This window comes from Streptomyces sp. NPDC058086 (assembly GCF_042885015.1).
Lineage (GTDB): Bacteria > Actinomycetota > Actinomycetes > Streptomycetales > Streptomycetaceae > Streptomyces.
In genome coordinates, this window is the sequence record NZ_JBHVST010000038.1 from 34,250 (window position 1) to 60,618 (window position 26,369).

Sequence of the window (26,369 nt, forward strand, 5' to 3'; positions counted from 1 at the left end):
TCCTCCCCCCAGGAGGTCCCGCCTCCCGAGCCGCGCTGCTCCTCCTCCCAGGAGGCCCCGCCTCCCGCGCATGACATCCCGGCTATTTCATTGCAATTCGAACAACCCACCCATGCGGCAGCGGACTCGAATGTCCGGCCGGACTCTCAAGGTGCGCGGGAACCGTCGAAACCTCAGGTGCTCCCCGCACCCAAGGCCCCCTCCCGGGCTCCAAGAACTGATCACCCCCACGTCTGGTGCCGGGGACGCGAATGCCTGCTTCCCGCAGCACTGGACCTATAGATCATTAGCGGTCGCCTCGTGTCCGAACAGCTGAAGCATGGTCAATCTAGACCATCGGGGCCAGTATGAAGAGAGGGATGTATGTAATTTGTGCTTGAGTTGTGTGGCTGGATTCACCGATTGATGACCGCCTACGGGTGCCTTCACGCCACCGCGCGCTCCAGCAGCTCGCCCGGCCCCTGGGCGGGGCTTCTGCGTGGTAGTGATCAGCGAGCTGCGACGGGCCCTCTACGGCGCCCGGTTCGGCAACAACTTCCCGCTGTTCCTGCACTACGGCGTGCCGCTGTGCGTGCCCGAGGTGGGTGGGGCGATCGACCCGGACAACGAGGCGCACGACGTGACCGTGTCGGTGTGCGGCGGCATGTCCACCGCGACGCGTCGCACTCGGTCGGGGCGTGCGGTCAGAACGGGCCCTGGAGAGCGCCCAGTCTGTCGGTCAGACGCAGATTCTCGGAGTAGTCGACCGGGCAGGCGATCACGGAGACCGTGTCGTCGTCGAGGGCGCGGCGCAGCACGGGCAGCAGTTGGTCGGCGGACTCGATCGCGTAGCCGCGTGCGCCGAAGCTTTCGGCGTAGGCGACCAGGTTCGGGTTGGTGAACCGGGTGTGGCTGTGGCGGCCGAGTTCGAGTTCCATCTTCCAGGTGATCAGGCCGTATTCCTCGTCCACCAGGACGAGGACGACCAGCGGGACGCGTTCGCGGACGGCGGTCTCCAGTTCCTGCGAGTTCATCAGGAACGAGCCGTCGCCCATCATCGCCAGAACTCGTCGGTCCGGCCGGGCGAGCTTGGCGGCGATCGCGCCCGGCAGTGAGAACCCCATGGTGGACAGGCCGTTGGAGACCAGACAGGTGTCCGGTTCGTAGGCGGGGTAGAGGCGGGCCATCCACATCTTTCCGGCGCCGGTGTCGGCGAGCACGATGTCGTGGCGGTCGAGCGCGGTGCGGACATCGGTGACCACGCGCTGCGGCACCAGGGGGAACGCGTCACTGTCGCGTCCGTACCGGAGTTCTTCGTCGAGCAGCGTACGGATCTTCTCGCTGCATCCCGAGTCGTAGGTGAGCCCGTCGGGCAGCGCTGCCGCCAGTGCGTTCAGCGCCTGTGAGGGGTCCCCTTTGACGCCCACTGCCACCGGGTAGTGGGCGTCCACCTCGGCGGGGAAGTGGTGCACGTGAAGGATCCGCTTGTCGCCGTTCGGGTTGATCTTGACCGGGTCGAACTCCTGGATCTCGTAGCCCACGCAGATCAGTACGTCGGCCGCGTCGAAGCCGAAGTTGCCGTAGTCGTGGCGCATGAAGCCGATCGCGCCGAGAGCGTTCGGGTGATCGTCGGGGAAGACGCCCTTGCCGTGGAACGTGGTCGCGACCGGGATGTTCAGCCGCTCGGCGAACCGCACCAGGGCGGCCGAGGCCCCGGCTCTGGCGGCACCGTGGCCCGCCAGCACGACGGGGTGCCGTGCAGTGGTCAGCACCTCGACCGCCCGCGCGATCTGGGAGGAGGACGGCGCGTCGGCGCGCACCGCGTCGATCTGCAAGGGTGCCAGCGGCTCGGCCGGACGCTCTGCTTCGATGTCCTCCGGCACGGCCAGGAACACGGCGCCGGGGCGCTCGCTCTGCGCGGTCTTGAACGCCTTGCGTGTCATCTCCGGCACCGCGTCCGGACACTCGATCTGGGCCGCCCACTGGGTGACGGGAGCGAACATCGACACCAGGTCGATGACCTGGTGCGACTCCTTGTGGGTACGGCGCAGCGACCCCTGCGCGGCCAGGGCCACCATCGGCGCGCTGTTGGTCATGGCGTCGGCGGTGCCGAGCAGCAGATTGATCGCGCCGGGCCCCAGCGTGGCCGAGCACACCCCGGCCCGGCCGGTCAGCCGCCCGTAGATCTCCGCCATGAACGAGGCGGCCTGCTCGTGGCGCACCAGGACGTACCGGATCCCGGAGCCGTTCAGGGCGTCGACGAAGCGGATGTTCTCCTCGCCGGGAATCCCGAAGACGTACTCCACGCCCTCGGCCCGCAGGCAACGCACCAACAGGTGCGCGACGTCCTCCACTGCTGCCGTGTTCCGCGACCCGGTCGCGCCTTCGGTGCCCATGAGACGAACGTAGGCACGCCCGCCTGCCCCGGCCACTCATCAGCCGCCGACGGGGCCATTCGGGGGCAGTGCGGTGGCGCCTGCCGCGGTCGGCCCGCACGCTGGATCCAGTTGTGGACGCGCCGCCGCGCGCCGTGCGGAGGCAGGGCTCTGGGAGGACAGTGTGACCGCTTCGTCGCCCGCCACGGACGCACCGCCGGCCCGGTACGACGACCTGCGTGCTCTGGTGATCAACTGCACTCTCAAACGCTCGCCGGAGACGAGCAACACTCAGGGACTGATCGACCGCAGCATCGGCGTCATGGACGCGCAGGGAGTGCACGTCGATGTCGTCCGGGCGGTGGACCACGACATCGCCACCGGTGTGTGGCCCGACATGACGGAGCACGGCTGGGAGGCGGACGCCTGGCCGGACCTCTACCGGCAGGTCATGGCGGCCGACATCCTCGTGCTGGCCGGCCCCATCTGGCTGGGCGACAACAGTTCCGTGATGAAGCAGGTGATCGAACGCCTTTACGCCTGCTCCAGCCTGCTCAACGAGGCCGGACAGTACGCCTATTACGGCCGCGTCGGCGGCTGTCTGATCACCGGCAACGAGGACGGCGTCAAGCACTGCGCCATGAACGTCCTCTACAGCCTGCAGCACCTGGGCTACACCATCCCTCCCCAGGCGGACGCCGGATGGATCGGCGAGGCGGGTCCCGGCCCCTCGTATCTCGACCCCGGCTCGGGCGGCCCGGAAAACGACTTCACCAACCGCAACACCACCTTCATGACCTGGAATCTGCTGCACCTGGCCCGGGCGTTGAAGGACCTCGGTGGCATTCCCGCATACGGCAACCAGCGCACCGCGTGGGACGCCGGCTGCCGCCGCGACTACGAGAACCCCGAGCACCGGTAGGAACACGACGTACTGCGTCAGAGTCTTTTCAGGGCGCTGGCCGATGCCATGGGCACGAACGAACTCGGCGGCTTCCTGACCCTCTTGGGCGCCTCGGCGGTGCTGTCCGGCGTCGTCGACGACATCCCGTACGTCGCCACCATGGCGCCCATCACCAGCGACCTGGTCCACAACATGGGCGGCGACGGCCACGTCATGTGGTGGGCCCTCGCCCTCGGCTGACCCGTGGCCGCCGCGGCGTACGGTCGCGTTCGTCGGGTCAGCGCTGCCTCATTCGATCTGTACGCGGTCCCACCCCGGCGTTGTCAGTGGTGACCACTAGTTTGGAGTCACTGGAAGACGGCCGAACCGGCCGATCGGGCCTTTGGGGAGGGGTGTGCTGTGTCCGCTGCGCAGGCACGACAGTCGGGGAACACGACGTATCTGGAGCTGTCCCAGGAAAGCGGCGGTGCCCACAAGTTCTACGAGGTGACGGTCGAGGGGACCACCGTCTCCGTGCGGTACGGACGGATCGGTGTGGACGGGCAGCGTCAGACCTCCGCGTTCCCGACCGTGGAGAAGGCGAACGCGGCGGCGGCGAAGAAGATAGCGGAGAAGGTGCGAAAGGGGTACGCGCCCGCCGTTCAAGGGCAGCGCGCGGCCCGGTCCGTGACGCGCCGTCAGGTGACGTCGGCCCCGTCCACGGCGCGGGCGACGGCCCCGGTGCTGTGGCGGTTCCGTACGGGCGCCTCGGCGTTCGGCATCCATGTCGACGAGGACCGCTGCTGGGTCGGCAACCAGCACGGCAGCGTCTACAACCTGAGCCACGACGGTGAGGTGTTGGCTCACTACTCCCTGCCGGACGGTGTGAAGTGCCTGGTGGCGGACGACTTCTGGATCTACGCGGGCTGTGACGACGGCCGGGTGTACGACCTCTCCTCGAAGGTGCCGTTCGCGGCCTACGAGATAGCGGCCGAGGTGGACATCTTCTGGCTGGACATTCACGCGGGCGTGCTGAACGTCTCCGACCGCAACGGCGGTCTGACGGTCATCGACCACGAGGACGAGCTCCAGTGGTCGCGCAACTCGTCCGGGGACAACGCGTGGATGGTGCGGGCCGACGACCACGCCGTGTACCACGGGCACAGTCGCGGTGTGACGGCCTACGCGGCGGACGGCACCAGCCAGCTCTGGCACACCGCGACCAACGGCAATGTGCTCTTCGGATGGCAGGAGGAGAACGCGGTCTACGCCGGGACGGGACGGCGGGTCGTCCAGCGGCTCGCCAAGTCCGACGGGCGGATCGAGGCCTCCTACGCGTGCGACGCCGCGGTGTACTCGTGTGCCACGTCCCCCGGCGGGCGGTACGTCTTCGCGGGCGACTCCGCCTCCTCCGTCTACTGCTTCACCGCCGACGGCACCCGGCTGTGGAAGCTCGGCACGGGCGGCGGCTCGGCGTTGTCCATGCAGTACCACGACGAAAGGCTGTACATCGTCTCCACGGACGGCTCGCTCGCCTGCATCGACGCGAGCGAGGCCGCGATCAACGCCGCCCAGTCGGGCACCGTCCCGGTCGCCGCGGACATCAAACTGGCGGCCGCCCTGCCGACGTACGCACCGCTGACCACAGCCGCCTCCGTGGCCACGGTCAGCGCCGTCCCCGCACCGGGGAGCGGGGTCGTCGTCGAGTGCACTCAGGAAGGAGGCCGAGTGCGCGTGCACGTGGTCTCCGAGGGCTACGAGCCGAGTTGGAACGTCCAGTTCCCGCGTGCGATACGCCAGCCCGGCGCCCGCTATGTGGTGGACGCGCTGCACTCCTCATCGGGTGGCTTCTACCGGGTGCGTGGAGAGATCAGGCGTCTGGTGTGAGGGGCGGGCGTCATTTCGGGAGACCGCGGCTGCGGCGGTTGTAGGTGCTCATGGCCGCCAGTACGCCGATGACCCAGGCGGCGGAGGTGCCCAGGACGAACGCCCAGAAGCCGAAGCCGCCGTCCTGCTTGTCGCTCACCGACCAGAGCAGGAGGGCTGCCGGTCCGCCCGCGACCAGTGGGCCCAGGAGCCACCAGATCAGGTAGGTGCGGGCTATCTCGCGGCCTTCGAGGGGGGTCTCCTCGTGCACGGTGTACTGGGTGACCGATCTGCTGCCGTTGCCGGTGGCCTTGAACACTGTGCTGCCGACGGTCAGGCGGTGGCGGCGCAGCGGTATCACCGGCATGTCGAACAGGACCGCCCACTGGGTGGCGTGGTGACTGCCGTCGCGGTTCCGATAGCCGTACCCGAGGTATTTGGTTCCGATTCCATTCCAGGTCGACATCTTCTACGACTGCCTCCGCCGGGCCTCGGACAGCCCGATCACGCCGACAAGGACCGGCGTTCTCCAGAGGGTCAAGCTCGTGCCCGTCTCCTGTGTGCGGCCCATGCCGTCTCCGCCCTGTCCGTGGGCAGCGTGCGCAGCCCGGTGCTCAGGTCGTGATTTTTCCGGGCGCACGGTCTGAAGTCGTCCGTGGAACTACGTAGATCGCTTACTTAAGCGGGGCGTCAGGGGGTGTGGGGGTGCCTGCGGTACTCGGGCCGGGTTCTCATGGGTGAAGCGGCAGTTCGGTGGCGACGGTGAAACCGCCCTCCGGTCGCCGGTACGTCTGGAGTCGGCCGCCCACCGAACTGGCGCGTTCGCGCATGCCGATGACGCCGAAGCCACTGCCCGGGGCCGTCGGCGCGGGGAGCCTTGTCGCCGTCGTCGTCGATCGTGATCCGCACCTTGTCCTTGGAGTACGAGAGAAGTACGCGCGCCTCCTTCACGGCGGCGTGCTTGGTGACGTTGGTGAGCGCCTCCTGGACGATCCGGAAGGCGGTCAGGTCCACGCTCGGGGCCAGCGGTCGCGCCTCGCCCTCGGTGGTGACGACGACGTCGAGCCCTGTGGAGGCGAACGCGGCGGTCAGTTCGGAGAGCCGGCCGAGTCCGGGGGACGGTTCCAGGGGCGAGTCGGGATCGTTGGCCTGGCGCAACAGGCCGACGGTGGCCTTGAGTTCGCGTAGCGCCGAGGAGGTGGTGTCGGCGAGGTCGCCCAGGATCCGCCGCGTCTGGTCGGGATGGCTGCGGGCGAGGTGCGCGGCGGTCCCGGCCAGGGCGTTGGCCAGCGCGAGGTGGTGGGCGACGACGTCGTGGAGGTCGCGCGCGATGCGCATGCGCTCCTCGGCCACCCGGTGCCGCGCCTCTTCGTCGCGGGTGCGCTCGGCGTGTTCGGCGCGCGCGTGGACGGCTTCGAGGTAGGCGCCGCGCAGTCGGGCCGTGGTGCCCCAGGCGACCGGCACCAGCAGCCAGAAGACGGGTCCGACCGTGCGGAAGAACAACGGGTGGTCGTAGTGGTCGGCGAGGACGGCCGTGGGCACCACCAGCGCCGAGACACCGAAGAGGCCGATGCGCGCGGTCGCCCGGCTGGTACGGATGGCCAGCCAGTACAGCGCGATCATCACCGGTCCGAATAGCAGCGGTGTGATCAGATAGCCCGCCACGGTGCCGGTGTTGACGCAGGCGGCGGTCACCGCGACGACCGTACGGGGGTGACTGCGACGCCACCACAGGGCGGCGCAGGCGACGCCCTCCAGGAGGACGGCCGGCCACCACTCGATCCGATCGCCGGAGGGCTTCGAACTGCTCCATTCGCTGCCCACCACGGAGAGCGCGAAGACCGCCAGGATGACCATCGCGTTGACGGCGCGGGGACGGTCCTTGGCGAACCGCTGCCAGTTGGTGATCATCGGGAGGGTTTCCTGTCGGGTGTGGCGGCCCTGGTGGGTGACGTCGTCGGTGCACGGCCCGGAGGGCCGCCCGTGCTCGGCACGGGCGGCCCTCCGGCGCGTGGGACGGTCAGACGCGGGCCGACTCCCGTGCGGCCGGATCGTTCTGCGCCGGGGCGACGGCGGACTGGTGGACGAGCGCCTCGCCCTCCACGTCGACCTTGGGCAGGATCCGGTCCAGTCGGCGCGGCATCCACCAGGCGGCCTTGCCGAGCAGGGCCAGGACCGCCGGTACGAAGGCCATGCGGACGACGAACGCGTCGAACATGACGGCGATCGCGAGGCCGAAGCCGATCATCTTGATCATCGACTCGCTCGCTCCGACGAAGCCGGAGAACACGGCCATCATGATCAGTGCGGCGGCGACCACGACGCGGGCGCTGTGGCGGAAGCCGCTCTCGACCGCCTGGCGCGGGCTGTCGCCGTGGACGTACGCCTCCCGCATCCGGGCGACGAGGAACACCTCGTAGTCCATCGCGAGGCCGAAGACGATGCCCACCAGGAAGATCGGCATCAGGCTCATGATCGGCCCGGTGGTCTCGACGCCGAGGAGCGAGGCGCCCCAGCCCCACTGGAAGACCGCGACGACGGAGCCGAGGGCGGCGAGCACCGAGAGGAGGAAGCCGACGGCGGCCTTGATCGGGACCAGGATGGAGCGGAAGACCACCATCAGGAGCAGGATGGCCAGGCCGACCACCACGATCAGGTAGGGGATCAGAGCCTTCTGGGTTTTTTCCGCCATGTCGATGTTCAGGGCGGTGGTGCCGGTGACCTCGAACTCGGCGCGGGTCGAGGCCTCGGTGGCGGGGCGCTCGTTCCGGATGGTCTTGACGAGGTCCTGGGTCTTCTTGTCCGTGGGCGCGGTGGACGGGACGGCGGAGAAGACCGCGGTGTCACCCGCGGGGTTGAAGCGTGCGGGGGAGACGGACACGACCCCGTCGGTGGCCTTGATCTTCTTCTCGATGGTCGTGACCGCGGTCTTGGGGTTCGCGGCGCCCTTGGCGTCCACGACGATGGTCAGGGGGCCGTTGAAGCCGGGGCCGAAGCCCTTGGCGAGGTCGTCGTAGGCGCGGCGCTCGGTCGTCGAGGTGGGCTTGGCCTCGTCTCCGGTCGTACCCAGCTGGAGGTCCATCACCGGTACGGCGAGCGTTCCCAGGCCCACGACCGACAGCAGGAGCACCGGGAGGGGGCGGCGCAGGACGAAGCGTGCCCAGCGGCTGCCACCGTTGTTCGCTCCGCCCTCCGTGATCTCTCCGGTCTTGCGGGCCTTGCGGGAGAGTACGGCGTTGGGCCAGAAGCCGAGGAGGGCCGGGACGAGTGTCAGCGCGATGAAGACGCCGACGACGACGGCTCCGGCGGCGGCGAGGCCCATTTTGGTGAGCATGGGGATGCCGACGACGGAGAGGCCGGCGAGGGCGATGACGACGGTGAGGCCGGCGAAGACGACGGCGGATCCTGCGGTGCCGGTGGCGAGGCCCGCGGCTTCCTGCGGGGTGTGGCCCTTGGCGCGTTCCTCGCGGTAGCGGGAGACGATGAAGACGGCGTAGTCGATGCCGCAGGCGAGGCCGAGCATGGTGGCGAGCGTGCCGGTGGTGGAGGAGAGGCCGAACGCGCTGGACAGGGCCATGATCGCGGCCATCGAGACGCCCACACCGATGATCGCGGTGAGCAGCGGCAGCCCGGCGGCGGTCAGTGAACCGAAGGTGATGATCAGGACGAGTGCGGCGATGGCGATACCGATCCCCTCGGCCGCTCCGCCCGCCGAGGGTGTGGTCGCCAGCGCGGTGCCGCCGACCTCGACCGTCAGGCCGGACTTCTTGGCCTGCGCTATCGCGTCCTTCAGGGCGTTCTTGCTGGCGTCGGTGAGGTCGTCGGCCTTCACCTTGTAGGTGACGGTGGCGTATGCCGTCGTCGCGTCCTTGCTGATCGCCTTGGCCTGGAAGGGGCTGACCGCGCTCGCGACCTGCGAGCCGTCGGCCGCGTGGTCGACGAGCTTGTCGATGGTCTTCTTGTTCTCGGCGGCGGTGATCTTCTGGCCGTCGGGGGCCACGAAGACGATCCGGGCGTTCGCGCCGTTGGCGGTCGTCCCGGGGAAGCGCTGCTCCATGAGGTCGAACGCCTTCTGGGACTCGATCCCCGGCATGGAGTTGTTCGGATCAGGAGCGGCGGGAGCCTTGGCCGCACCGAAGCCGACAGCGCCGAGCACCGCCACCCAGATCAAGGCGACGTACCAACGTCGCCGGAAGGCCGTACGGCCCAGTCGATAAAGGAAAGTAGCCACGGGCTGAGGTCTCCACTCGTCCGATCTCGGGAACCCCATCAGGTTCCCCGTGGCAGACCCCTCCCGTCGTCGTGCACGTGCCGACATTTCCGACTACTGAGAACGCAGTACGCCGCTTCCGGATCATCCTCCTGACGTCTACCGCCGGCCGCGGAGAACCGCGACCGGCGGCGTACGCCAGGGGGGCCTAGCGGGTGCTTGCCGGGGCCTTCAGGTGCAGATCCGTGCTGGACAGCGTCATCGGCGTGGCCGAGACGGCCCGCAGCCGGATGCGTACTCCGGCGCGGGGGAGGGTGAACCTGCCGGAGGGCGGCAGGAGCTCGTAGCTGGCCGAGGAGTGCCGGCTGAGCGTGGCGGGGCCGGACTTGATGGACCAGTAGCGGCCCATGCCCTGGCCCGTGGTCAGGGTGAAGTGCGGGGTGAGGGCCGAGTCGCCGAGGTTGGTGACGCGGACGGTGAGCGCGGTCACGGCCTTGGCGGTGGTGGTACGGCTCTCGCCGACCAGCCGCATCTTCAGGGGCGGTGAGCCCGTCACCGCCAGGGTCGAGGCGATCAGGGCGGGGGTGATCAGCAGCGCGCCCGTGGCGACGCGCGCCCGCTGCCGGTGCGGGCCGCGCAGGAAGGCGGGCCGGGGCTGCCACGCCGTGGTGAAGGCCGACGGCGGCGCGGTCACGGCAGCGGCCAGCCAGAGCGGCGTCATCATCAGGTAGTAGCCGTCCTGCGAACGTGTCGCCAGGAAGAACGCGCACCACGGCAGGACCACCGCGGCCGGCCCCAGCCGCCGCACGAACAGTACGAAGAGCCCGAGCAGCCCCGCGGCCAGCAGCATGCTCGCGTGCGAGTACCAGGACAGCCGGTCGCTGCCGTCGGTGAAGTACAGCGAGATGCCGACCAGGCCCTGGCCGTGCAGGTTCGCCTTCTGGGTGAGCGGGAGCGCGATCCCGGAGAGCCAGCTGCGTGGCTCGCTCACGATGAAGTACGCGTTGATCAGCAGCCAGGTCAGGGTGGCCACCCCCGCGATCCGGCCCACGGCGGCCGCCGCCGCACGCGCTCCGAGATCGCCGCGGCGCAGCGCGTAGACCCCGGCCAGCAGGAACGGCGTGAGGAACCACGGCAGCTGCTGCGAGGCGCAGGCCGCGCCCAGGCACGCCGCCCGCGCCCAGTCGCTCCACCCGCCGTAGCCCATCCGCGGCCAGCCCACCACCACCGGGATGAGGAAGGCGCAGGCGACGATCGCCGGATAGCCGAGCCGGGCGTACGCGGGCAGCAGGCCGAGGCCGAGGCAGACCAGCGTGGCCGCGGACCGCCACTGCGTGGGCAGCATCCGCCACATCACGATCGTGGCCACGATCAGGGCGCCCGTGGCGGTCAGGACCGCGGGAGCGGCCCCGTGCCCGACCCACAGCAGCGGTGCGGTGAGCAGCAGGGGCAGCGGCGGATAGCCGTACGTGTAGTCGTACCCGCCGGTCATCGTCGGGGTGAGGGCGACCCCGTGCTGCCCGAAGAGCCAGGGCCACGGCTGGTCGTAGACCTGGTGCCCGGCGACGAACTCGCGGGCGGCCTGCGCGGTGAGGACGGACTCGTCGCCGCCGCCGTGGTAAATGGCGAACCCGCACACCGCGAGCATGACGGCCGTCACCAGGACCACCAGGTCGAGGCGGGCCAGCGAGCGACTCCGGCGCACGGTCAGCGTCAGGACGCCCGTCACCAGGATCGAGGCATAGCAGACCGAGATCACCGCCGCGACGGCGAGCCGGTGGCTCGCGGCCGCCGTCCACATCGGGCGCGTACCGATGAAGAGGCTGACGTCGGCGAGCAGGGTCAGGACGCGGTGCCACTGCGCGGGCGTCTCGTCGGGCGACGCCTTCGTGAGGGCCTTCTGGCCGGTGGTCGACGGCCTCATTTCTGCCAAGTACACGGGATTGGACGGTAATTCCCGCAGATGAAGGCCGTGATGCCGGACGTGAAGAGTCCGGTATGAGGGTGGTAAGAAGAGTGTTTACGTCCGATGTGGGTGCGTGTCGTAGGGGAGCGTCTCATATAAGGGCGTCTCATGCTTTGGCGGGGCATACGGGGGTCTCTCAGGCGTTGGAGAGGGACACCTCGGTGGACTTGATGAGCGCCACGACCGCCGATCCGGCCGCCAGGCCCAGCTCCGTCACCGCGTCCTTGGTGATCGCGGAGGTCAGCTCGCCGCCCCGGACCTCGACCTTGACGCGGGCCATGGCCCCACCCGTGGAGACCTCCGTCACGGTGCCGGGGAACTGGTTGCGGATGCTCACCCCGTCGACCGGCCCGGTGGCCAGGGACACCTCCGTCGACTTGACCAGGGCGCGGACCGTGGACCCCGCGGCGAGACCCAGGTCCTCGACCGCCTCCGTGGTGATGGCCGCGGTGAGGTCCTGGCCACCGTCGAGACGGACCTTGACCGTCGCCATCACCTCGCCCGGGGTGACGGAGGTGACGGTTCCGGGGAGCTGGTTGCGGATGCTCAGGCTCATGGGTACGCCTCAATGTGCGGTGCGGTGGGACAGCGGATGCCGGTGCGTTGCGAATGGTCGAGTTTCACCAATTATGTGCAACCCGTGGCTCTCGCTGGGCTCGCCACACCCCGTGTCTCCCGTGTCTCAGTACACGTCCCGTACATACCGCTTCTCCGCCGCCAGCTGTTTGACGTACGCGATCGCCTCCGCCTCGCCCAGACCGCCGTGCGAGACCGCGATGTCCCGCAGCGCCCGGTCGACGTCCTTGGCCATCCGCGAGGCGTCTCCGCACACATAGAAGCGGGCGCCGTCCTGGAGCCAGTGCCACAGCTCGGGCCCGTGCTCACGCATCCGGTCCTGGACGTAGACCTTGGCGCGCTGGTCGCGCGAGAACGCCGTGTCGAGCCGGGTGAGCGAGCCGTCGTCGAGCAGTCCGGTCAGCTCGTCCTCGTAGTAGAAGTCGGTGGCGCGGTGCTGCTCGCCGAAGAACAGCCAGTTCGGCGCCCGATGGCCGAGCGCCCGGCGCTCCTCCAGGAAGCCGACGAACGGCGCGACGCCGGTACCGGGCCCCACCATCACCATGGGTGTCGTCGCGTCCGCCGGGGGCCTGAAGTGCGGCGACCTCTGCACGAAGACCGGGACCTGAGCCTCCGGCTCGGCATCGGCGAGGAAGGGCGAACACACCCCGCCCCTCGGCCGGCCGGCCGGATTCTCGTACCGCACCACCGAGACGGTCAGCGAGACGAGGTGCGGGTCGACGAGCGGACTCGACGAGATCGAGTACAGGCGGGGCTGCAACCGCTTGAACACCTCGGCCCACTCCGCCGCCGACGCGCGCACCGGATGCTCGGCCACCACGTCCACGGCCTGTCGCCCCCAGGACCAGCGTGCCAGCTCTCCCTTGTTGTCCGGACGCAGCAGCTTCCTCAACTCGCGCCCGTCACGCGTCCGTTCGCCGACGAAGCGCAGCAGGTCCGGCGTGATCCGCGTGATGTCGAAATGCCGAAGCAGGGCCTCGCCGAAGGCGACCTCACCCACACCCTTCACTTCGACGGCCGTTGAGTCGTCGCCCCCGACCGTCTCCAGCCATTCGGCAACCAGGCCGGGCGAGTTGACGGGCCGTACGCCGAGCGCGTCCCCCGCCTCGTACGGCAGCGGGCTCTCGCTGTCCCGGGTGTCGAAGGTGAACCGGCGCACTTCCTTACCGGCGCCGGGCAGGCTGAGCAGCCGGTTTCCGGTGAGGCGGGCGGTGGTGGCGGCCGGCGCGGGCTTGGCGGGCTTGGCCGTCCGGGGTGCCTCGGGTGCCCTGGGTGCCTCGGGCCGCCCGCCGAGCGCGGTGAGGATCAGCTCCAGCCAGGCGTCCGCGTTCGGCTCGTAGTCAGGTTCGCAGTCCGTACGGGGAGCCAGGCGTACGGCGCCCAACTCGTCCAGGCGCGCGTCCAGCCGGCGCCCGTGCCCGCAGAAGTCGTCGTACGAGGAGTCGCCGAAGGCCAGCACGGCATAACGCACTCCGTCCAGCCGCGGGGCCTCCTGCCCCGACAGGGTGTCCCACAGGCCGGACCCGTTGTCGGGCGCGTCACCGTCCCCGAAGGTGCTGGTGATGAAGAGCAGATCGGCGCTGCGGGCGAGCGCGCCGACATCCGCCTCGTCCATGCCGACCAGTCGCGCCCGGTGCCCGGTGGCGGCGAGCCGCTCGGCGGTGGCCGTCGCGAACTCCTCCGCGTTCCCGGTCTGTGAGGCCCACAGCACCACCACCTCACGGCCCGCGGACTCCTGCGCCGGAGTCGCCTGGGGCGCGGAGCGCGAGTACATCCCGGCGAGCACGCCGTTCACCCAGAGGGCGTGCTCGGGGTCGAAGGGGGCGTCCGGGGGGAGGACGGGCACGCCCGGGAGCCCGGAGGAGAGCCCGGCGAGAAAGCCGCTGAGATACTGGCGCTCGACGGAGGAGAGCACGGGCGGGGGAGCGAGCTCCAGGCCGAAGCCTCCGGGTGACGTGCCGACGCTTCCGGGTGTCGTGCCGAAGCCTCCGGGCGTCGTTTCGACTCGGTCGGGCGCCCTCGGCCCGTCCTGCGTCTTCGGAAGAGCCCTTCGGGCGGCAACGCGCGCCAGCGACACCGCGCACACCTTGAACTCCGGCTGGAACGACACCGGATCCACCGCGTCACTGGTCACCGCGTTGATGCTCAGGTACTCGCCGAACAGGTCGTTCCAGTGAAAGGGCGCGAACACGCACCCCACCCGCACCCGGTCCGTCACCACCGCCGGCAACACCGCCCGCCCCCGCCGGGAGGCGACCTCTACCGAGTCACCCTCCACGACCCCGAGCGCGGCCGCGTCCTGCGGATGCAGCTCCACGAACGGCCCCGGATTGAGCTTGTTGAGCTTCGTCACCTTCCCCGTCTTGGTCAGCGTGTGCCACTGGTGCTGCAGACGCCCGGTGTTGAGCACGAACGGAAAGTCGTCGTCGGGCATCTCGGCGGGCGGCAGATGGGGCCGCGCGTAGAAGACGGCCCGCCCGCTCGCGGTGGGGAACGACAGCTCGCCGTCGCCCCCCTTCTCTATATACCGGATCGGATTCCGCGCGGGCCCGTCTTCCCGCGCGACGGGCCACTGCACGGGCCCGCCCCGCAGCCGCTCGTAGGAGGCACCCCGCAGATCCCACCCCGTCTTCGGGTTCCACGCCTCCTTGATCTCCTCGAAGATCTGCTCGGCACTGTCGTACGAGAACTCCTTCTCGTACCCCATGGCGCGGGCGACGGCCGCGATGATCCGCCAGTCCGCCCGCGCCTCCCCGGGCGGGTCGACGACGGACCGTGCCAGGGTCAGCGTCCGCTCGCTGTTGACCAGGACGCCCTCGGCCTCCGTCCACAGCGCGCCGGGGAGCACGACATCGGCGTACGCGTTGGTCTCGGTCTCGGCGAAGACGTCCTGGGTGACGACGAACTCGGCGGCTTCGAGCCCTTCGATGACGGTCCGGCGGTTGGCGACCGAGGCGACGGGGTTGGTGCAGATGATCCAGCAGGCCTTGATGTCCCCCTCGGCCATCTTCCGGAACATCTCGACGGTGCCCTGCCCCACCCCGTCCTTGCGGATGCTCCCGACCGGCAGCCCCCACAGCTCCTCGACGAAGGCACGCTCCTCGTCCACCAGCACCGAGCGCTGTCCGGGCAGCCCGGGACCCATGTACCCCATCTCGCGCCCGCCCATGGCGTTGGGCTGCCCGGTGAGGGAGAACGGCCCGCTGCCGGGCCGGCAGATGGCGCCCGTGGCGAGATGGAGATTGACGAGCGCGTTGGTGTTCCAGGTGCCGTGCGTGGACTGGTTGAGCCCCATGGTCCAGCAGCTCGTCCACTCCCCGGCCTCACCGATCAGCCGTGCCGCCGCCCGGATGTCGTCCTCCGGGATGCCGGTGATCTCGGCGACGGCCGCGGGCGGATAGTCGGCGAGGAACGCGGGCATCGCCTCCCAGCCCTCGGTGTGCCGGGCGATGAAGCCAGGGTCCGTGTAGCCGCCTTCGTGCAGCAGGTGCAGCAGTCCGTTGAGCAGCGCGAGGTCGGTACCGGGCCTGATCTGCAGAAACAGATCGGCCTTCGTCGCCGTCGCGGTGCGCCGCGGATCGACGACGATCAGCTTGGCCCCGGCCTTCACACGCTCCATGAGCCGCAGGAAGAGGATCGGATGGCAGTCGGCCATGTTGGACCCGATGACGAGGAACACGTCCGCGCGGTCGAGATCGTCGTACGACCCCGGCGGTCCGTCGGCGCCCAACGACAGCTTGTAGCCGGTGCCCGCGCTCGCCATGCACAGCCGTGAGTTCGACTCGATCTGGTTCGTCCGTACGAAGCCCTTGGCCAGCTTGTTGGCGAGGTACTGCGCTTCGAGCGTCATCTGCCCGGAGACGTAGAAGGCGACGGCGTCCGGGCCGTGCTCGTCGATGATCGCGCGCAGGCGCCGGGCGGTCTCGGCGAGGGCCGTGTCGACGGGGACGGGCCGCGGCTCCTCGCCGCGGTCCTCCCGCACGAGCGCGGTGGTCAGCCGGCCGGGCGCGGCGAGCATGTCGGCCGTGGTCGCGCCCTTGGTGCACAGCCGACCGGCGTTGGCGGGGTGCTCCTTGTCCCCGGACGCCTTCAGGACCGTACGCCGTCCGTCCGGCCCCCGGCCGATGTCGAGGACCATGCCGCAGCCCACACCGCAGTACGAGCAGACGGTCCGGACCTGCTCCGGGCGGGGGGTCGTGGTCATGCCGACGACAGTACGAATTGCCCGTTACGCGGATGTCACATGGTCTGATCTTGGAGGGTTACGCCCGCTGCACAACCGGCCGGCGGGCGATGTGAGGGTGTCGCGGACCGTGTCGCTGTTGGGCCGAACGGGTGACCATGCGTAAGAATTGGCCGGTGCAGACAATGAGTGCGAGCCAGGACGGGGTGGGCCAGTGAACAGCCACGACGTCACCGACGAGCAGTGGGAAGGGCTCGCCCAGGTCGTTCCGCTGCGGGGCCGGGACGCCTGGCCCTCGGCGGTGAATCACCGGTCGATACCCGAGGCCGTGACCGAGGCGCGGCGCCGCTTCGTGGTCCTGCGGGTCAATGTGTTCGCGGACGCCCGCGATGTCGCCGAGACGCTGATGTCGGGCATCCCGGTCCTGCTCGACCTGACCAGTGCGGAGACCGAGGTCGCCAAGCGGGTGCTGGACTTCAGCACGGGGGTGGTCTTCGGTCTGGCGAGCGGCATGCACCGGGTCGACCGCAATGTGTTCCTGCTGACACCGCGCGGGACCGAGGTGCGAGGGCTGATGGAAGGGGCGGGGGTTCCTGGGATCTGAGCAGGGGCGACCAGGACCGGCCCCCGCGCGCGGGCGCGCGCCGGTCCCCCGATCGTAGGAAGGCCACCGGGCTGTAACGGTTCGCCTGCGGTTCGCCCGGCAGGGGGCGCTTACCGTCCACATATGACCGTGTCATCTCTGGCGGCCCCCGCCCAGGCCGAGGCGCGCCCCGACCGGCCCGGCGCCACCGAACTCAGGCTCGCCGCCTTCGCGGCACACCGGCGCGCCCGGTTCCCGCTCGGCCCCCTCACTCTCTTCACCGGGCCCAGCGGCAGCGGCAAGACCGGTGCCCTGCGGGCGTACGAGGCACTGGCGCGGCTCGGCGGCGGCGCCGCGCTGGGCGAAGTGTTCCCCGACCCGGCCTCCTGCGTCCCCGAACGCGCCCGGCCCGACGCCCAGCGACGGCGCGGCTTCCGCATCGGCTGCACGGTCGACGGCCCCGAAGGACCCGTACGGCTCGATGTCGCCGTACAGGCCGAGCCCGAACTGCGCATCGTCGGCGAGCGGTTGACCGCGGGCGCCCTGACCCTCCTGGAGACCGCGCTACGGGACCCGGGCCGCCGGGTCGTCCAGGCGGCCTGGCACACGGCGGGCTCGTCGACGGTGACCCGGGGCCCCCTTCCCGACGACCGCCTCGGCACCGCGCTGCTGCCACTGCGCGTCGCCGGCCGGACGGACGGCGAACGGCGGGTCCTCGCCGCGGCCGAGCAGATGGTGGTCGCCCTGCGGTCCGTGTACGCCTGCGACCCGAGCCCCCGACGGATGCGCGCCGCCGCCCCGCTCGGCGCGGGGCGGCTGCTCCGGGGCTGCGACAACCTCGCCGAGGTGCTGTGGCGTACCCGATCGGAGTGCGGCCACCGCTACGCGCACCTGGTCACGGCGGTACGGGCCGGCTGCGCGGGCCCCGTCACGGACGTCCTGGCCGAGCCGCTCGGCGACGGCACGGTGCGCGCGCTCCTCGACCGTGGGGACGGCGTCCGTACGCACCTGGGGCTGCTCGGGGACGGCGAGTTGAGGTATCTGGCACTGGCCCTGGTACTGCTCACCGGGCCCGGCGTGCTGGAGGTCGACCCGGCGGGGGAGGTCCCGGCCGCGCTGCAGACGCTGACGGTGCTGGCCGACGGCCTCGACCGGGGGCTGGACGTGCGGCAGGCCGGGGAGTTGGTGCGGCTGGCGGCGCGGATGTGCGAGCGGGGGCACATCCGCCTGGTGGGTGCGGTGGGCGATGTCGTCCGGGTGTGCGAGGTGCCGGGGGTCACGGTGGTAGACCTGACGCCGTGAGTGAAAGTGAACTGGACGTGGCGAAGTTGCAGCGCAGGTTGGCCGAGTTCGCGGCCGCGCGGAACTGGCAGCAGTACCACACGCCGAAGAACCTGGTCGCCGCGCTCAGCGTGGAGGCGTCCGAGCTGGTCGAGATCTTCCAGTGGCTGACGCCCGAGGAGTCGGCGCGGGTCATGGACGACGCGGACACCGCGCACCGCGTCACGGACGAGGTGGCGGACGTGCTGGCGTATCTGCTCCAGCTGTGCGAGGTGCTCGGCATCGACGCGCTGGCGGCGCTCGACGCGAAGATCGACCGGAATGAGCGGAGGTTTCCGGTGGGGGAGGGGGCGTAGGGGGCGGGGGCCGGGGAGGCGGCGCGTCCGGTTGTCACTCTCCGGGGTCGTTGAGTTGTCCACATTCAACTTCGTGTCCACAGATTTCGGTCTTCCTCTGGCTTTTCGTCTCGCGGGCTCTCACTCTGGGTAGTGGAGAGTTCGGGCGGACGTGCGATGAGCGCGTCGGGACAGACGGGGGCAGCGCATGGACGCGGTGCGGCTCATCGGGGCGAGCAGACGTGCCCTCGCGGGGAGCGGGGACACGGTAGAAGTGATCGCGGAGGCGTGGCAGGCGCAGGCCCTGGCCCAGGCCATAGGGAGTCGCTTCGCCGTATCGGGCCCGCCGGAACTCCGGGGCGAGGCGCTTGGACTCACGGAGCTGGCGGGCCGGGGCTGCGGTGTGCTGAACGCGCCGCCGCTCGACATGGCCGACCTACGCGCCGCTCAGCTCACCGAGTTGGGTGATGCGCGAGAGTCTCTGCTGTGCCTCGGGGGTCTTCTTGGCGAGGTCGGTATCGCTCTCGTCGGTATCGCCTGCGCGGCGGACGAACAGGGGACGTACTGGCAGTGCATGGAGGCGATCGACGCGGCGGACGAGTCCCGGGACCGGGTCCTGGAGATGCTGAGACGGTTGGCGGCGCGGGATCAGGGGGTGGTGGAGCGGGGGTGGGCGACGGGGTAGGCGGGGGCCGGGCGCGCAGTTCCCCGCGCCCCTGAAGGGGCGGAGCCCCCAGGCGGGGCGTCGCCATGAGCCGGGCGGTCCGGCTCCGCCCGAGCCCGACGATCACCACCTACCCGGGTCACTGTCACGAACCCGCGCCGCACAAGGGGCGACGGATTTCGCCCGCCGGGGGCCCGAGGAACGCGACCTCAGCCGAGCTGCGGCATGACCTCCGCGGCGATCAACTCCAGGTGATCCAGGTCATCGAGGTCCAGCATCTGCACGTACATGCGCTGCGACCCGACGGCCTGATACTGGGCGATCCTCTCGACGACCTCCGCAGGGGAGCCCGCGAGCCCGTTCGCCTTGAGTTCGTCGACGTCCCGGCCGATGGCGTGCGCGCGCCGCTTCACCTCGGCGTCGTTCCTGCCGACACAGGCGACCAGCGCGTTCGAGTACACAAGGTCGTCCCCCTTGCGCCCGGCCCGCTCGGCCGCTGCCCGCACCCGCTGGAACTGCTGCTCCGTGTCCCCGAGGGAGGCGAAAGGAATGTTGAACTCGTCGGCGTACCGCGCCGTCAGCTCGGGCGTCCGCTTGGCACCGTGCCCGCCGATCAGGACCGGCACCTTGGGCTGCGCGGGCTTGGGAAGCGCGGGGGAGTCCTTGAGCTGGTAGTACTTGCCTTCAAAGGTGAACCGTTCACCGACCGGCGTCTCCCACAGGCCCGTGACGACGGCGAGTTGTTCCTCCAGCCGCCCGAACTTCTCCTTGGGGAACGGAATCCCGTACGCCTCGTGCTCGGCCTCGTACCAGCCGGAGCCCAGACCGAGTTCCACCCGCCCGCCCGACATCTGGTCGACCTGCGCGACCTGGATGGCGAGGACGCCGGGGAGACGGAAGGTACCGGCCGTCATGAGCGTGCCGAGGCGGATCCGGTTCGTCTCGCGGGCGAGGCCGGCCAGCGTGATCCAGGCGTCGGTGGGCCCGGGGAGCCCGTCGACGGATCCCATGTGCAGGTAATGGTCAGAACGGAAGAAGGCTCCGTAGTTGAGGTCTTCGGCGGCCTTGGCGACGCGGAGCAGCGTCTCGTAGGTCGCTCCCTGCTGCGGTTCTGTGAAGACTCGAAGATCCATGCATCCATCATGCACCGGTCACATCAGCCGACCCAGCCGGAACCGCTGCCACGGAGCCCGGCGGGAAAATTCTCGGGTCCCCCAGGGGCGTTCGCTATACGTTGGGGCGGGCGCGCCGACGACAGGCCGGGAGTAGTGATCCCCCGGCGCGCTCTCCCCCCGCTGTGGTTCACCGGCGCTCGGCGCATGTGAGGTATTCACAGCTCAGAAGACGTTTCGAGGCAGATTCCAGTGTTCCTGACGATCAGTACCACCGGTACCCCAGAGCGCCCCGCCACCGACCTCGGCTTCCTGCTGCACAAGCATCCCGACAAGGCGCAGGTGTTCTCGACCTCCTACGGCACGGCGCACGTCCTCTACCCCGAGGCGTCCGTCGAGCGGTGCACGGCCGCGCTGTTGCTGGAGGTCGACGCGGTGGCGCTGGTCCGGCGCGGCAAGGGCAAGGGCCGCGGCGGCGCACCCGACGCCGCGCTCGCGCAGTACGTCAACGACCGCCCGTACGCCGCCTCGTCCCTGCTCGCCGTGGCGCTGAGCGCGGTCTTCTCCAGCGCTATGAAGGGCCAGTGCGCCGCGAAGCCGGACCTGCCCGCCCGGCCGCTGCCGCTCCGGATCGAGGTACCCGCGCTTCCCGCCAGGGGCGGCGCCGACCTCGTACGCAAACTGTTCGAGCCGCTCGGGTGGACGGTGGCGGTCGAGACCGTGGCGCTGGACGCGAAGTTCCCCGAGTGGGGCGACTCCCGCTACGTACGCCTGGAACTGGAGGCGTCGGGCCTGACGCTCGCCGAAGCCCTGCGCCACCTCTACGTGCTGCTTCCGGTGCTCGACGACGCCAAGCACTACTGGGTGTCGTCCGACGAGGTCGACAAGCTGCTGCGGGCGGGCGAGGGCTGGCTGCCGGACCACCCCGAGCAGAAGCTGATCGCCGACCGGTACCTCTCGCGCCGCTGGTCGCTGACGCGGGAGGCGATGGAGCGGCTGGAGCTCGTACGGCTGGCCGAGGCCGACGACACCGAGGTCGAGGAGATCGACAACGCGGTCGACGAAGGGACGGACACGGAGGAGAAGCCGATCCCGCTCGCCGTGCAGCGCCGGGACGCCATCCTCGCCGCGCTGCACGCGTCCGGCGCGGCCCGCGTGCTCGACCTCGGCTGCGGTCAGGGCCAGTTGGTGCAGGCGCTGCTCAAGGACGTGCGGTTCACCGAGATCGTCGGTGTCGATGTGTCGATGCGCGCGCTCACCGTCGCCTCGCGGCAGCTCAAGCTGGACCGGATGGGCGAGCGGCAGGCCGCCCGCGTGCGGCTCTTCCAGGGCTCGCTCGCGTACACCGACAACCGCCTCAAGGGGTACGACGCCGCCGTGCTCAGCGAGGTCGTCGAGCACCTCGACCTGCCCCGGCTGCCGGCCCTGGAGTACGCCGTCTTCGGCTCGGCCCGGCCGCGTACGGTCCTGGTGACGACGCCGAACGTCGAGTACAACGTCCGCTGGGAGACCCTCCCGGCCGGACACTCCCGCCATGGCGACCACCGGTTCGAGTGGACCCGGGAGGAGTTCCGGACCTGGGCCCACCAGGTGGCCGCGCGGCACGGATACGACGTGGAGTTCACGCCCGTCGGGCCCGACGACCCGGAGGTCGGTCCGCCGACCCAGATGGCCGTCTTCACCCTCGCCACCGCCACCCCGACCACCACGAAGGAGGAGAAGGCCGCATGACCGGCAACGACACCACCCAGGGGCGCACCCTGCCCATCACCGACCTCTCCCTCGTCGTCCTGATCGGCGCGTCCGGCTCCGGCAAGTCCACCTTCGCCCACCGGCACTTCAAACCGACCGAGGTCATCTCCAGCGACTTCTGCCGCGGCCTGGTCGCCGACGACGAGAACGACCAGAGCGCCAGCGGCGACGCCTTCGACGTCCTCCACTACATCGCGGGCAAGCGGCTCGCGGCCGGCCGGCGCACCGTCGTGGACGCCACGAACGTCCAGCAGGAGAGCCGCCGCCAGCTGATCGAACTCGCCAGGAAGCACGACGTGCTGCCCATCGCGATCGTGCTCGACGTGCCGGAGGAGGTGTGCGCCGAACGCAACGCCTCCCGCACCGACCGTGCCGACATGCCGCGCCGCGTCATCCAGCGCCACATCCGCGAACTCCGCCGCTCCCTGCGGCACTTGGAACGCGAGGGATTCCGCAAGGTGCATGTCCTGCGGGGTGTGGCGGAGATCGAGAGCGCCGAGGTGAGGACGGAGAAGCGGTTCAACGACCTGACCCACCTCACCGGCCCCTTCGACATCATCGGCGACATCCACGGCTGCGCCTCGGAGCTGGAGTCCCTGCTCGGCAAGCTCGGTTACGCCGACGGCGCGCACCCGGGGGGCCGTACGGCCGTCTTCGTCGGCGACCTCGTCGACCGCGGCCCGGACACCCCCGGAGTTCTGCGCCGCGTGATGTCCATGGTCGCGGCCGGCAACGCGCTGTGCGTGCCGGGCAACCACGAGAACAAGCTCGGCCGTTACCTCAAGGGCCGCAAGGTCCAGCACTCCCACGGGCTGGCCGAGACCATCGAGCAGCTGGACGGCGAGAGCGAGGAATTCAGCGCGCGGGTCCGGGAGTTCGTCGACGGGCTGGTCAGTCACTACGTCCTGGACGGCGGCTGGCTCGTCGTCTGCCACGCCGGACTGCCCGAGAAGTACCACGGCCGTACGTCGGGCCGGGTGCGCTCGCACGCGCTGTACGGCGACACGACCGGGGAGACGGACGAGTTCGGCCTGCCGGTGCGCTACCCGTGGGCGGAGGACTACCGGGGCCGGGCGGCCGTCGTCTACGGGCACACCCCGGTCCCCACGGCCACCTGGCTGAACAACACCATCTGCCTCGACACCGGTGCCGTGTTCGGCGGCAAGCTCACCGCGCTGCGCTGGCCGGAGCGCGAGCTCGTCGACGTACCGGCCGAGCGGGTCTGGTACGAGCCGGCGAGGCCGCTGGCCTCCGAGGCGCCCGGCGGCCACGAGGGCCGTCCGCTGGACCTCGCCGACGTGCACGGACGGCGGGCCGTCGAGACGCGGTACGCCGGGCGGGTCGCGGTGCGTGAGGAGAACGCGGCGGCGGCCCTGGAGGTCATGAGCCGGTTCGCGGTCGACCCGCGCCTGCTGCCCTACCTCCCGCCGACGATGGCGCCCACGGCGACCTCGCAGGTGGAGGGCTACCTCGAACACCCCGCCGAGGCCTTCGCCCAGTACAAGGAGGACGGCGTCGCCCGCGTCGTGTGCGAGGAGAAGCACATGGGGTCGCGGGCGGTGGCGCTGGTCTGCCGGGACGCGGGGGTGGCGCGGGAGCGGTTCGGCGTCGCGGAGGGGCCCACGGGGGCGCTGTACACCCGTACCGGTCGGCCCTTCTTCGACGACTTCGCCGTCACCGAGGAGATCCTCGGGCGACTGCGGGAAGCCGTGACGGCGGCCGGTCTGTGGGAGGAACTGGGCACGGACTGGCTGCTGCTCGACGCCGAGCTGATGCCGTGGTCGCTCAAGGCGTCCGGGTTGCTGCGCAGCCAGTACGCGGCGGTCGGCGCCGCGGCCGGGGCCGCGTTCCCGGGGGCGCTGGCCGCGCTCGAGCGGGCCGCGGAGCGTGGGGTCGACGTCCAGGAGCTGCTCGGCAGGCAGCGGGAGCGGGCCGCCGACGCGGCCGCGTTCACCGAGGCGTACCGGCGGTACTGCTGGCCCACGGACGGGCTGGAGGGGGTGCGGCTGGCTCCCTTCCAGATCCTCGCCGTCCAGGGCCGCAGTCTCGCCGCGGTGCCGCACGACGAGCAGCTCGCGCTCATCGACCGGCTGGTCGAGCACGACGGGAGTGGGCTGCTGCAGACGACTCGGCGGTTGTTCGTGGACACCGGGGACGCGGAGTCCGTGCGGGGCGGGGTGGACTGGTGGCTGGAGATGACCGGGCGTGGGGGTGAGGGCATGGTCGTCAAGCCGGTCGGGGCGGTGGTGCGGAGCGGGCAGGGACGTCTTGTCCAGCCCGGCATCAAGTGCCGGGGCCGTGAGTATCTGCGGATCATCTACGGTCCGGAGTACACGCGTCCGGAGAACCTCGCCCGGCTGCGGGGGCGGTTCCTGAACCACAAGCGGTCGCTTGCGCTTCGGGAGTACGCGCTCGGGTTGGAGGCGTTGGACCGGCTGGCGGAGGGGGAGCCGTTGTGGCGGGTGCATGAGGCGGTGTTCGGGGTGCTGGCGCTGGAGTCCGAACCGGTGGACCCACGTCTGTAGCGTTCTTCGCCCCCGCAGCCCCTACCCGTGCCATCCCTGGGGGCTGCCGCCCCAGACCCCCCGGGGTGCCTTCTTCGGCTGCGGGTGGGTGGGGGCTGGGCGCGCAGTTCCCCGCGCTCCTGAAGGATTCAGCCCACCAGACGCAACCTCACCCCCGCCACCCCCACCCGTACCGTCTGCCCCCACACCAACTCCACCGCATCGCCCTCCATGCCGTCCCCGAACGCGATGAGGCGGTCGGACTCGACGGTGAGGGAGAGGCGGGCGGAGGCGGTGAGGGTGCCGGAGACGAGGGATGTGCCGGTGGCCGGCGACGGCCAGGCCTCGCGGACGAACCAGAGCAGGCGTTCCTCCGCGGGTCCGGGCAGCGGCAGCTCACCGCCCCGCTCCTGCCACACCGAGCGGAGCCAGCCGCTGGCGCCCGTCCCGGTGCCGACCAGGACCCCGGAGGAGGCCTGGGGCTCGACGGCACCCCCGTACTCGTCGAGCCCCAGCCGATAGCGGGCCGTCTGATGGCTCGCGGTTCCGAGATAGATCTCGTTGAGTGCGAGGAGCCGCTGCGTGTCGTCCGCGACCGCCTCGACCATGGTCAGCTCGTCGGCCCGGCCCCCGCGCGCCGAGGCGAGCAACGCGCCCGCGTCGCGCGGCCGGTGCCGCACGAGCACCCCCGGGTTCCGTCCGGGGTCGGTGTCGATCCCCACCACCGGCTGTCCTGTCAGGTACTTGGCCACGTTCGCCACCAGCCCGTCCTGCCCGACCACGACCACCACGTCCTCCGGAGCGAAGAGGAAGCGGTCCAGGTCGCCCCGCTCGACGCGCGCCTGACGCCAGGTCAGCGGCACCGCCGACACCACCTCCGCCAGCGCCTCCCGCGCCCTGCGGTGCCGCTGTGCCACCTCCTCGATGTCCCGGCCCCGGGAGGAGAGGAAGAACGCCGCCTGCCCGTGCGTCCCGTGCCGGGCCACCAGCTCCTCGTACTCCGTCGTGCGATGGACGAGGACGACCCGGGGCGCGAGACTCACAGCTCCGGCCCCCCGGCGGCCCCGTTGCCCAGTCGCGCGAGCAGGCCCGTCAGGACGTCCGGCGACACCGTGACGCTGTCGATACGCGGCAGATTCTCGGCGAGCCGCGTGCCCGTCAGGGCGTGCAGCGTGGCGACGTCCACGTCCCCGTGGACCCTCAGCCAGGCGGCCTGCGCCGCGGCCCGCGCCTCGCCGACCTCCCGCGCGGCCGTGGCCTCGGCCTTGGCGAGCTGCACCACCCGGGTGCCCTCCGCCTCCGCGAGCCGCACGGTCCGCGCCGCCTCCGCCCCGGCCCGCACCGCGTCCGCCGCCGCGAGCTCCTCCGCCTCGCGCCGCGCGTTGGTGCCACGCTGGTCGACCAACTGCTCCTCGCGCCGGGCGAGTTCGATCTGACTGGCGAGCTCGTTCTCGGCGATCGCCCGCTCCCGCTCGACGGCGACGGCCCGGCGCTCGTACGTCGCCTTGTCCGCCTCCTGCTGGATCTGCTCGCGGGCGGGAGTGCGCAGCGCCCGCTCCACCTCGGGTTCCGGGCGCAACGCGACGACCCGTACGGCCACCACCTCGATCCCCGTCGCGGGCAGCCGGGGTTCGGCGGCGAGCCCGCCCGCGATCCGCTCCCGTACCGACGCGACGCCGTCCACCAGGGCCGCCGCCAGCGACGTACGGGCCAGTACGTCCAGCGCGTGCTGCTGGGCCGTCTCGGTCAGCAGCGAGCCCAGCTGTTCGAGGGGCGCGCCGCGCCAGGAGCCGGTGTCGGGGTCGACGGAGAAGTCGAGCCGTGCGGCCGCGACCCCGGGATCGACGATCCGGTAGGTGACGGTCGCCTGCACCGCGACGTCCTGGAAGTCGGACGTACGGGCGTGGAAGGTCATCGCCAACTCGCGGTCGTCGACCGGGACTTCGGAGAGCGTGGCGGTCAGGGAGCGGTACCAGAAGCTGAGTCCGGGGCCGTCGTGCACCAGCCGGCCCGACCGGTGGTGCCGGACATGGGCGGTCGGCGCCCCGCGCAGATGGCGCCAGCCGAGACGCCGGGTGATGTCGGCCATGGGTACCCCCT

At 70.8% G+C, this 26,369-nt stretch carries 19 protein-coding genes; 9 read left to right on the forward strand and 10 right to left on the reverse strand.

Translation table 11 applies throughout. The annotated features are described in order from the left end of the window. Positions 1-683: 683 nt before the first annotated feature. Positions 684-2,375: an acetolactate synthase large subunit gene (locus ACFVWD_RS27485; protein WP_389599840.1), complete on the reverse strand. Its 1,692-nt coding sequence runs from the start codon at positions 2,373-2,375 to the stop codon at positions 684-686. Positions 2,376-2,538: 163 nt separating this feature from the next. Here ACFVWD_RS27485 and ACFVWD_RS27490 point away from each other — a divergent pair, with 163 nt between their 5' ends. The 3 genes from ACFVWD_RS27490 (at position 2,539) to ACFVWD_RS27500 (ending at position 5,124) form a co-directional block, all read left to right on the forward strand. Continuing rightward, the gene (locus ACFVWD_RS27490) at positions 2,539-3,276 is read left to right on the forward strand and encodes a flavodoxin family protein (protein WP_389599842.1); all 738 of its coding nucleotides are present in this window, start codon (positions 2,539-2,541) and stop codon (positions 3,274-3,276) included. A gap of 36 nt (positions 3,277-3,312) precedes the next feature. Further along, positions 3,313-3,498 carry an SLC13 family permease gene (locus ACFVWD_RS27495; protein ID WP_389599897.1) on the forward strand — a complete coding sequence of 62 codons (186 nt, stop codon included), beginning with the start codon at positions 3,313-3,315 and terminating at the stop codon, positions 3,496-3,498. 159 nt (positions 3,499-3,657) lie between these two features. Then, complete coding sequence (locus ACFVWD_RS27500) at positions 3,658-5,124, forward strand: WGR domain-containing protein (protein WP_389599844.1); 1,467 nt, start codon at positions 3,658-3,660, stop codon at positions 5,122-5,124. Positions 5,125-5,134: 10 nt separating this feature from the next. Here ACFVWD_RS27500 and ACFVWD_RS27505 read toward each other — a convergent pair whose 3' ends face one another. The 6 genes from ACFVWD_RS27505 to ACFVWD_RS27530 form a co-directional block, all read right to left on the reverse strand. Further along, positions 5,135-5,569 (reverse strand): hypothetical protein, encoded by a 435-nt coding sequence (locus ACFVWD_RS27505; RefSeq protein ID WP_389599845.1) that lies wholly within the window; start codon positions 5,567-5,569, stop codon positions 5,135-5,137. A 224-nt stretch (positions 5,570-5,793) separates the two neighbouring features. Then, positions 5,794-7,014, reverse strand: coding sequence for a sensor histidine kinase (locus ACFVWD_RS27510; protein ID WP_389599846.1), 1,221 nt, complete (start codon positions 7,012-7,014; stop codon positions 5,794-5,796). Between the two features lie 109 nt (positions 7,015-7,123). Then, positions 7,124-9,334 (reverse strand): MMPL family transporter, encoded by a 2,211-nt coding sequence (locus ACFVWD_RS27515; protein WP_389599847.1) that lies wholly within the window; start codon positions 9,332-9,334, stop codon positions 7,124-7,126. 187 nt (positions 9,335-9,521) lie between these two features. After that, complete coding sequence (locus ACFVWD_RS27520) at positions 9,522-11,237, reverse strand: hypothetical protein (RefSeq protein ID WP_389599899.1); 1,716 nt, start codon at positions 11,235-11,237, stop codon at positions 9,522-9,524. 178 nt (positions 11,238-11,415) lie between these two features. Then, positions 11,416-11,835: a molybdopterin-binding protein gene (locus ACFVWD_RS27525; RefSeq protein ID WP_389599849.1), complete on the reverse strand. Its 420-nt coding sequence runs from the start codon at positions 11,833-11,835 to the stop codon at positions 11,416-11,418. Positions 11,836-11,961: 126 nt separating this feature from the next. Further along, a complete protein-coding gene (locus ACFVWD_RS27530; RefSeq protein WP_389599851.1) occupies positions 11,962-16,059 on the reverse strand; it encodes a molybdopterin-dependent oxidoreductase in 4,098 nt (1,365 codons plus the stop codon). 193 nt (positions 16,060-16,252) lie between these two features. Between ACFVWD_RS27530 and ACFVWD_RS27535 the strand changes: the two genes are divergently transcribed. The 4 genes from ACFVWD_RS27535 (at position 16,253) to ACFVWD_RS27550 (ending at position 18,922) form a co-directional block, all read left to right on the forward strand. Then, complete coding sequence (locus ACFVWD_RS27535; protein WP_054234050.1) at positions 16,253-16,642, forward strand: cell division protein SepF; 390 nt, start codon at positions 16,253-16,255, stop codon at positions 16,640-16,642. A 123-nt stretch (positions 16,643-16,765) separates the two neighbouring features. Beyond that, positions 16,766-17,923, forward strand: coding sequence for an ATP-binding protein (locus ACFVWD_RS27540; RefSeq protein ID WP_389599853.1), 1,158 nt, complete (start codon positions 16,766-16,768; stop codon positions 17,921-17,923). After that, positions 17,920-18,258, forward strand: a complete 339-nt coding sequence (locus ACFVWD_RS27545) for a nucleotide pyrophosphohydrolase (protein ID WP_075030563.1) — start codon at positions 17,920-17,922, stop codon at positions 18,256-18,258. Before ACFVWD_RS27540 ends, ACFVWD_RS27545 begins: the two co-directional genes overlap by 4 nt. Before the next feature lie 187 nt (positions 18,259-18,445). After that, entirely contained in the window at positions 18,446-18,922 is a 477-nt protein-coding gene (locus tag ACFVWD_RS27550; RefSeq protein ID WP_101401221.1) for a DUF6099 family protein, read from the forward strand. Positions 18,923-19,110: 188 nt separating this feature from the next. Here ACFVWD_RS27550 and ACFVWD_RS27555 read toward each other — a convergent pair whose 3' ends face one another. After that, positions 19,111-20,034 carry an LLM class F420-dependent oxidoreductase gene (locus ACFVWD_RS27555; protein ID WP_389599855.1) on the reverse strand — a complete coding sequence of 308 codons (924 nt, stop codon included), beginning with the start codon at positions 20,032-20,034 and terminating at the stop codon, positions 19,111-19,113. A 231-nt stretch (positions 20,035-20,265) separates the two neighbouring features. On the opposite strand from ACFVWD_RS27555, the gene ACFVWD_RS27560 reads away from it, so the two are divergent. Both ACFVWD_RS27560 and ACFVWD_RS27565 read left to right on the forward strand, forming a co-directional pair. Next, positions 20,266-21,744 carry a 3' terminal RNA ribose 2'-O-methyltransferase Hen1 gene (locus ACFVWD_RS27560; protein WP_389599857.1) on the forward strand — a complete coding sequence of 493 codons (1,479 nt, stop codon included), beginning with the start codon at positions 20,266-20,268 and terminating at the stop codon, positions 21,742-21,744. Continuing rightward, positions 21,741-24,290 (forward strand): polynucleotide kinase-phosphatase, encoded by a 2,550-nt coding sequence (locus ACFVWD_RS27565; RefSeq protein ID WP_389599858.1) that lies wholly within the window; start codon positions 21,741-21,743, stop codon positions 24,288-24,290. The genes ACFVWD_RS27560 and ACFVWD_RS27565 overlap by 4 nt, the downstream gene beginning before the upstream one ends. Positions 24,291-24,418: 128 nt before the next feature. Here the strand turns inward: ACFVWD_RS27565 and ACFVWD_RS27570 are convergent, their stop codons facing one another. Together ACFVWD_RS27570 and ACFVWD_RS27575 are read right to left on the reverse strand one after the other, a co-directional pair. Then, entirely contained in the window at positions 24,419-25,312 is an 894-nt protein-coding gene (locus ACFVWD_RS27570; protein WP_168496560.1) for a hypothetical protein, read from the reverse strand. Then, positions 25,309-26,358, reverse strand: coding sequence for an SPFH domain-containing protein (locus ACFVWD_RS27575; protein WP_389599860.1), 1,050 nt, complete (start codon positions 26,356-26,358; stop codon positions 25,309-25,311). Before ACFVWD_RS27575 ends, ACFVWD_RS27570 begins: the two co-directional genes overlap by 4 nt. Positions 26,359-26,369: the final 11 nt, after the last annotated feature.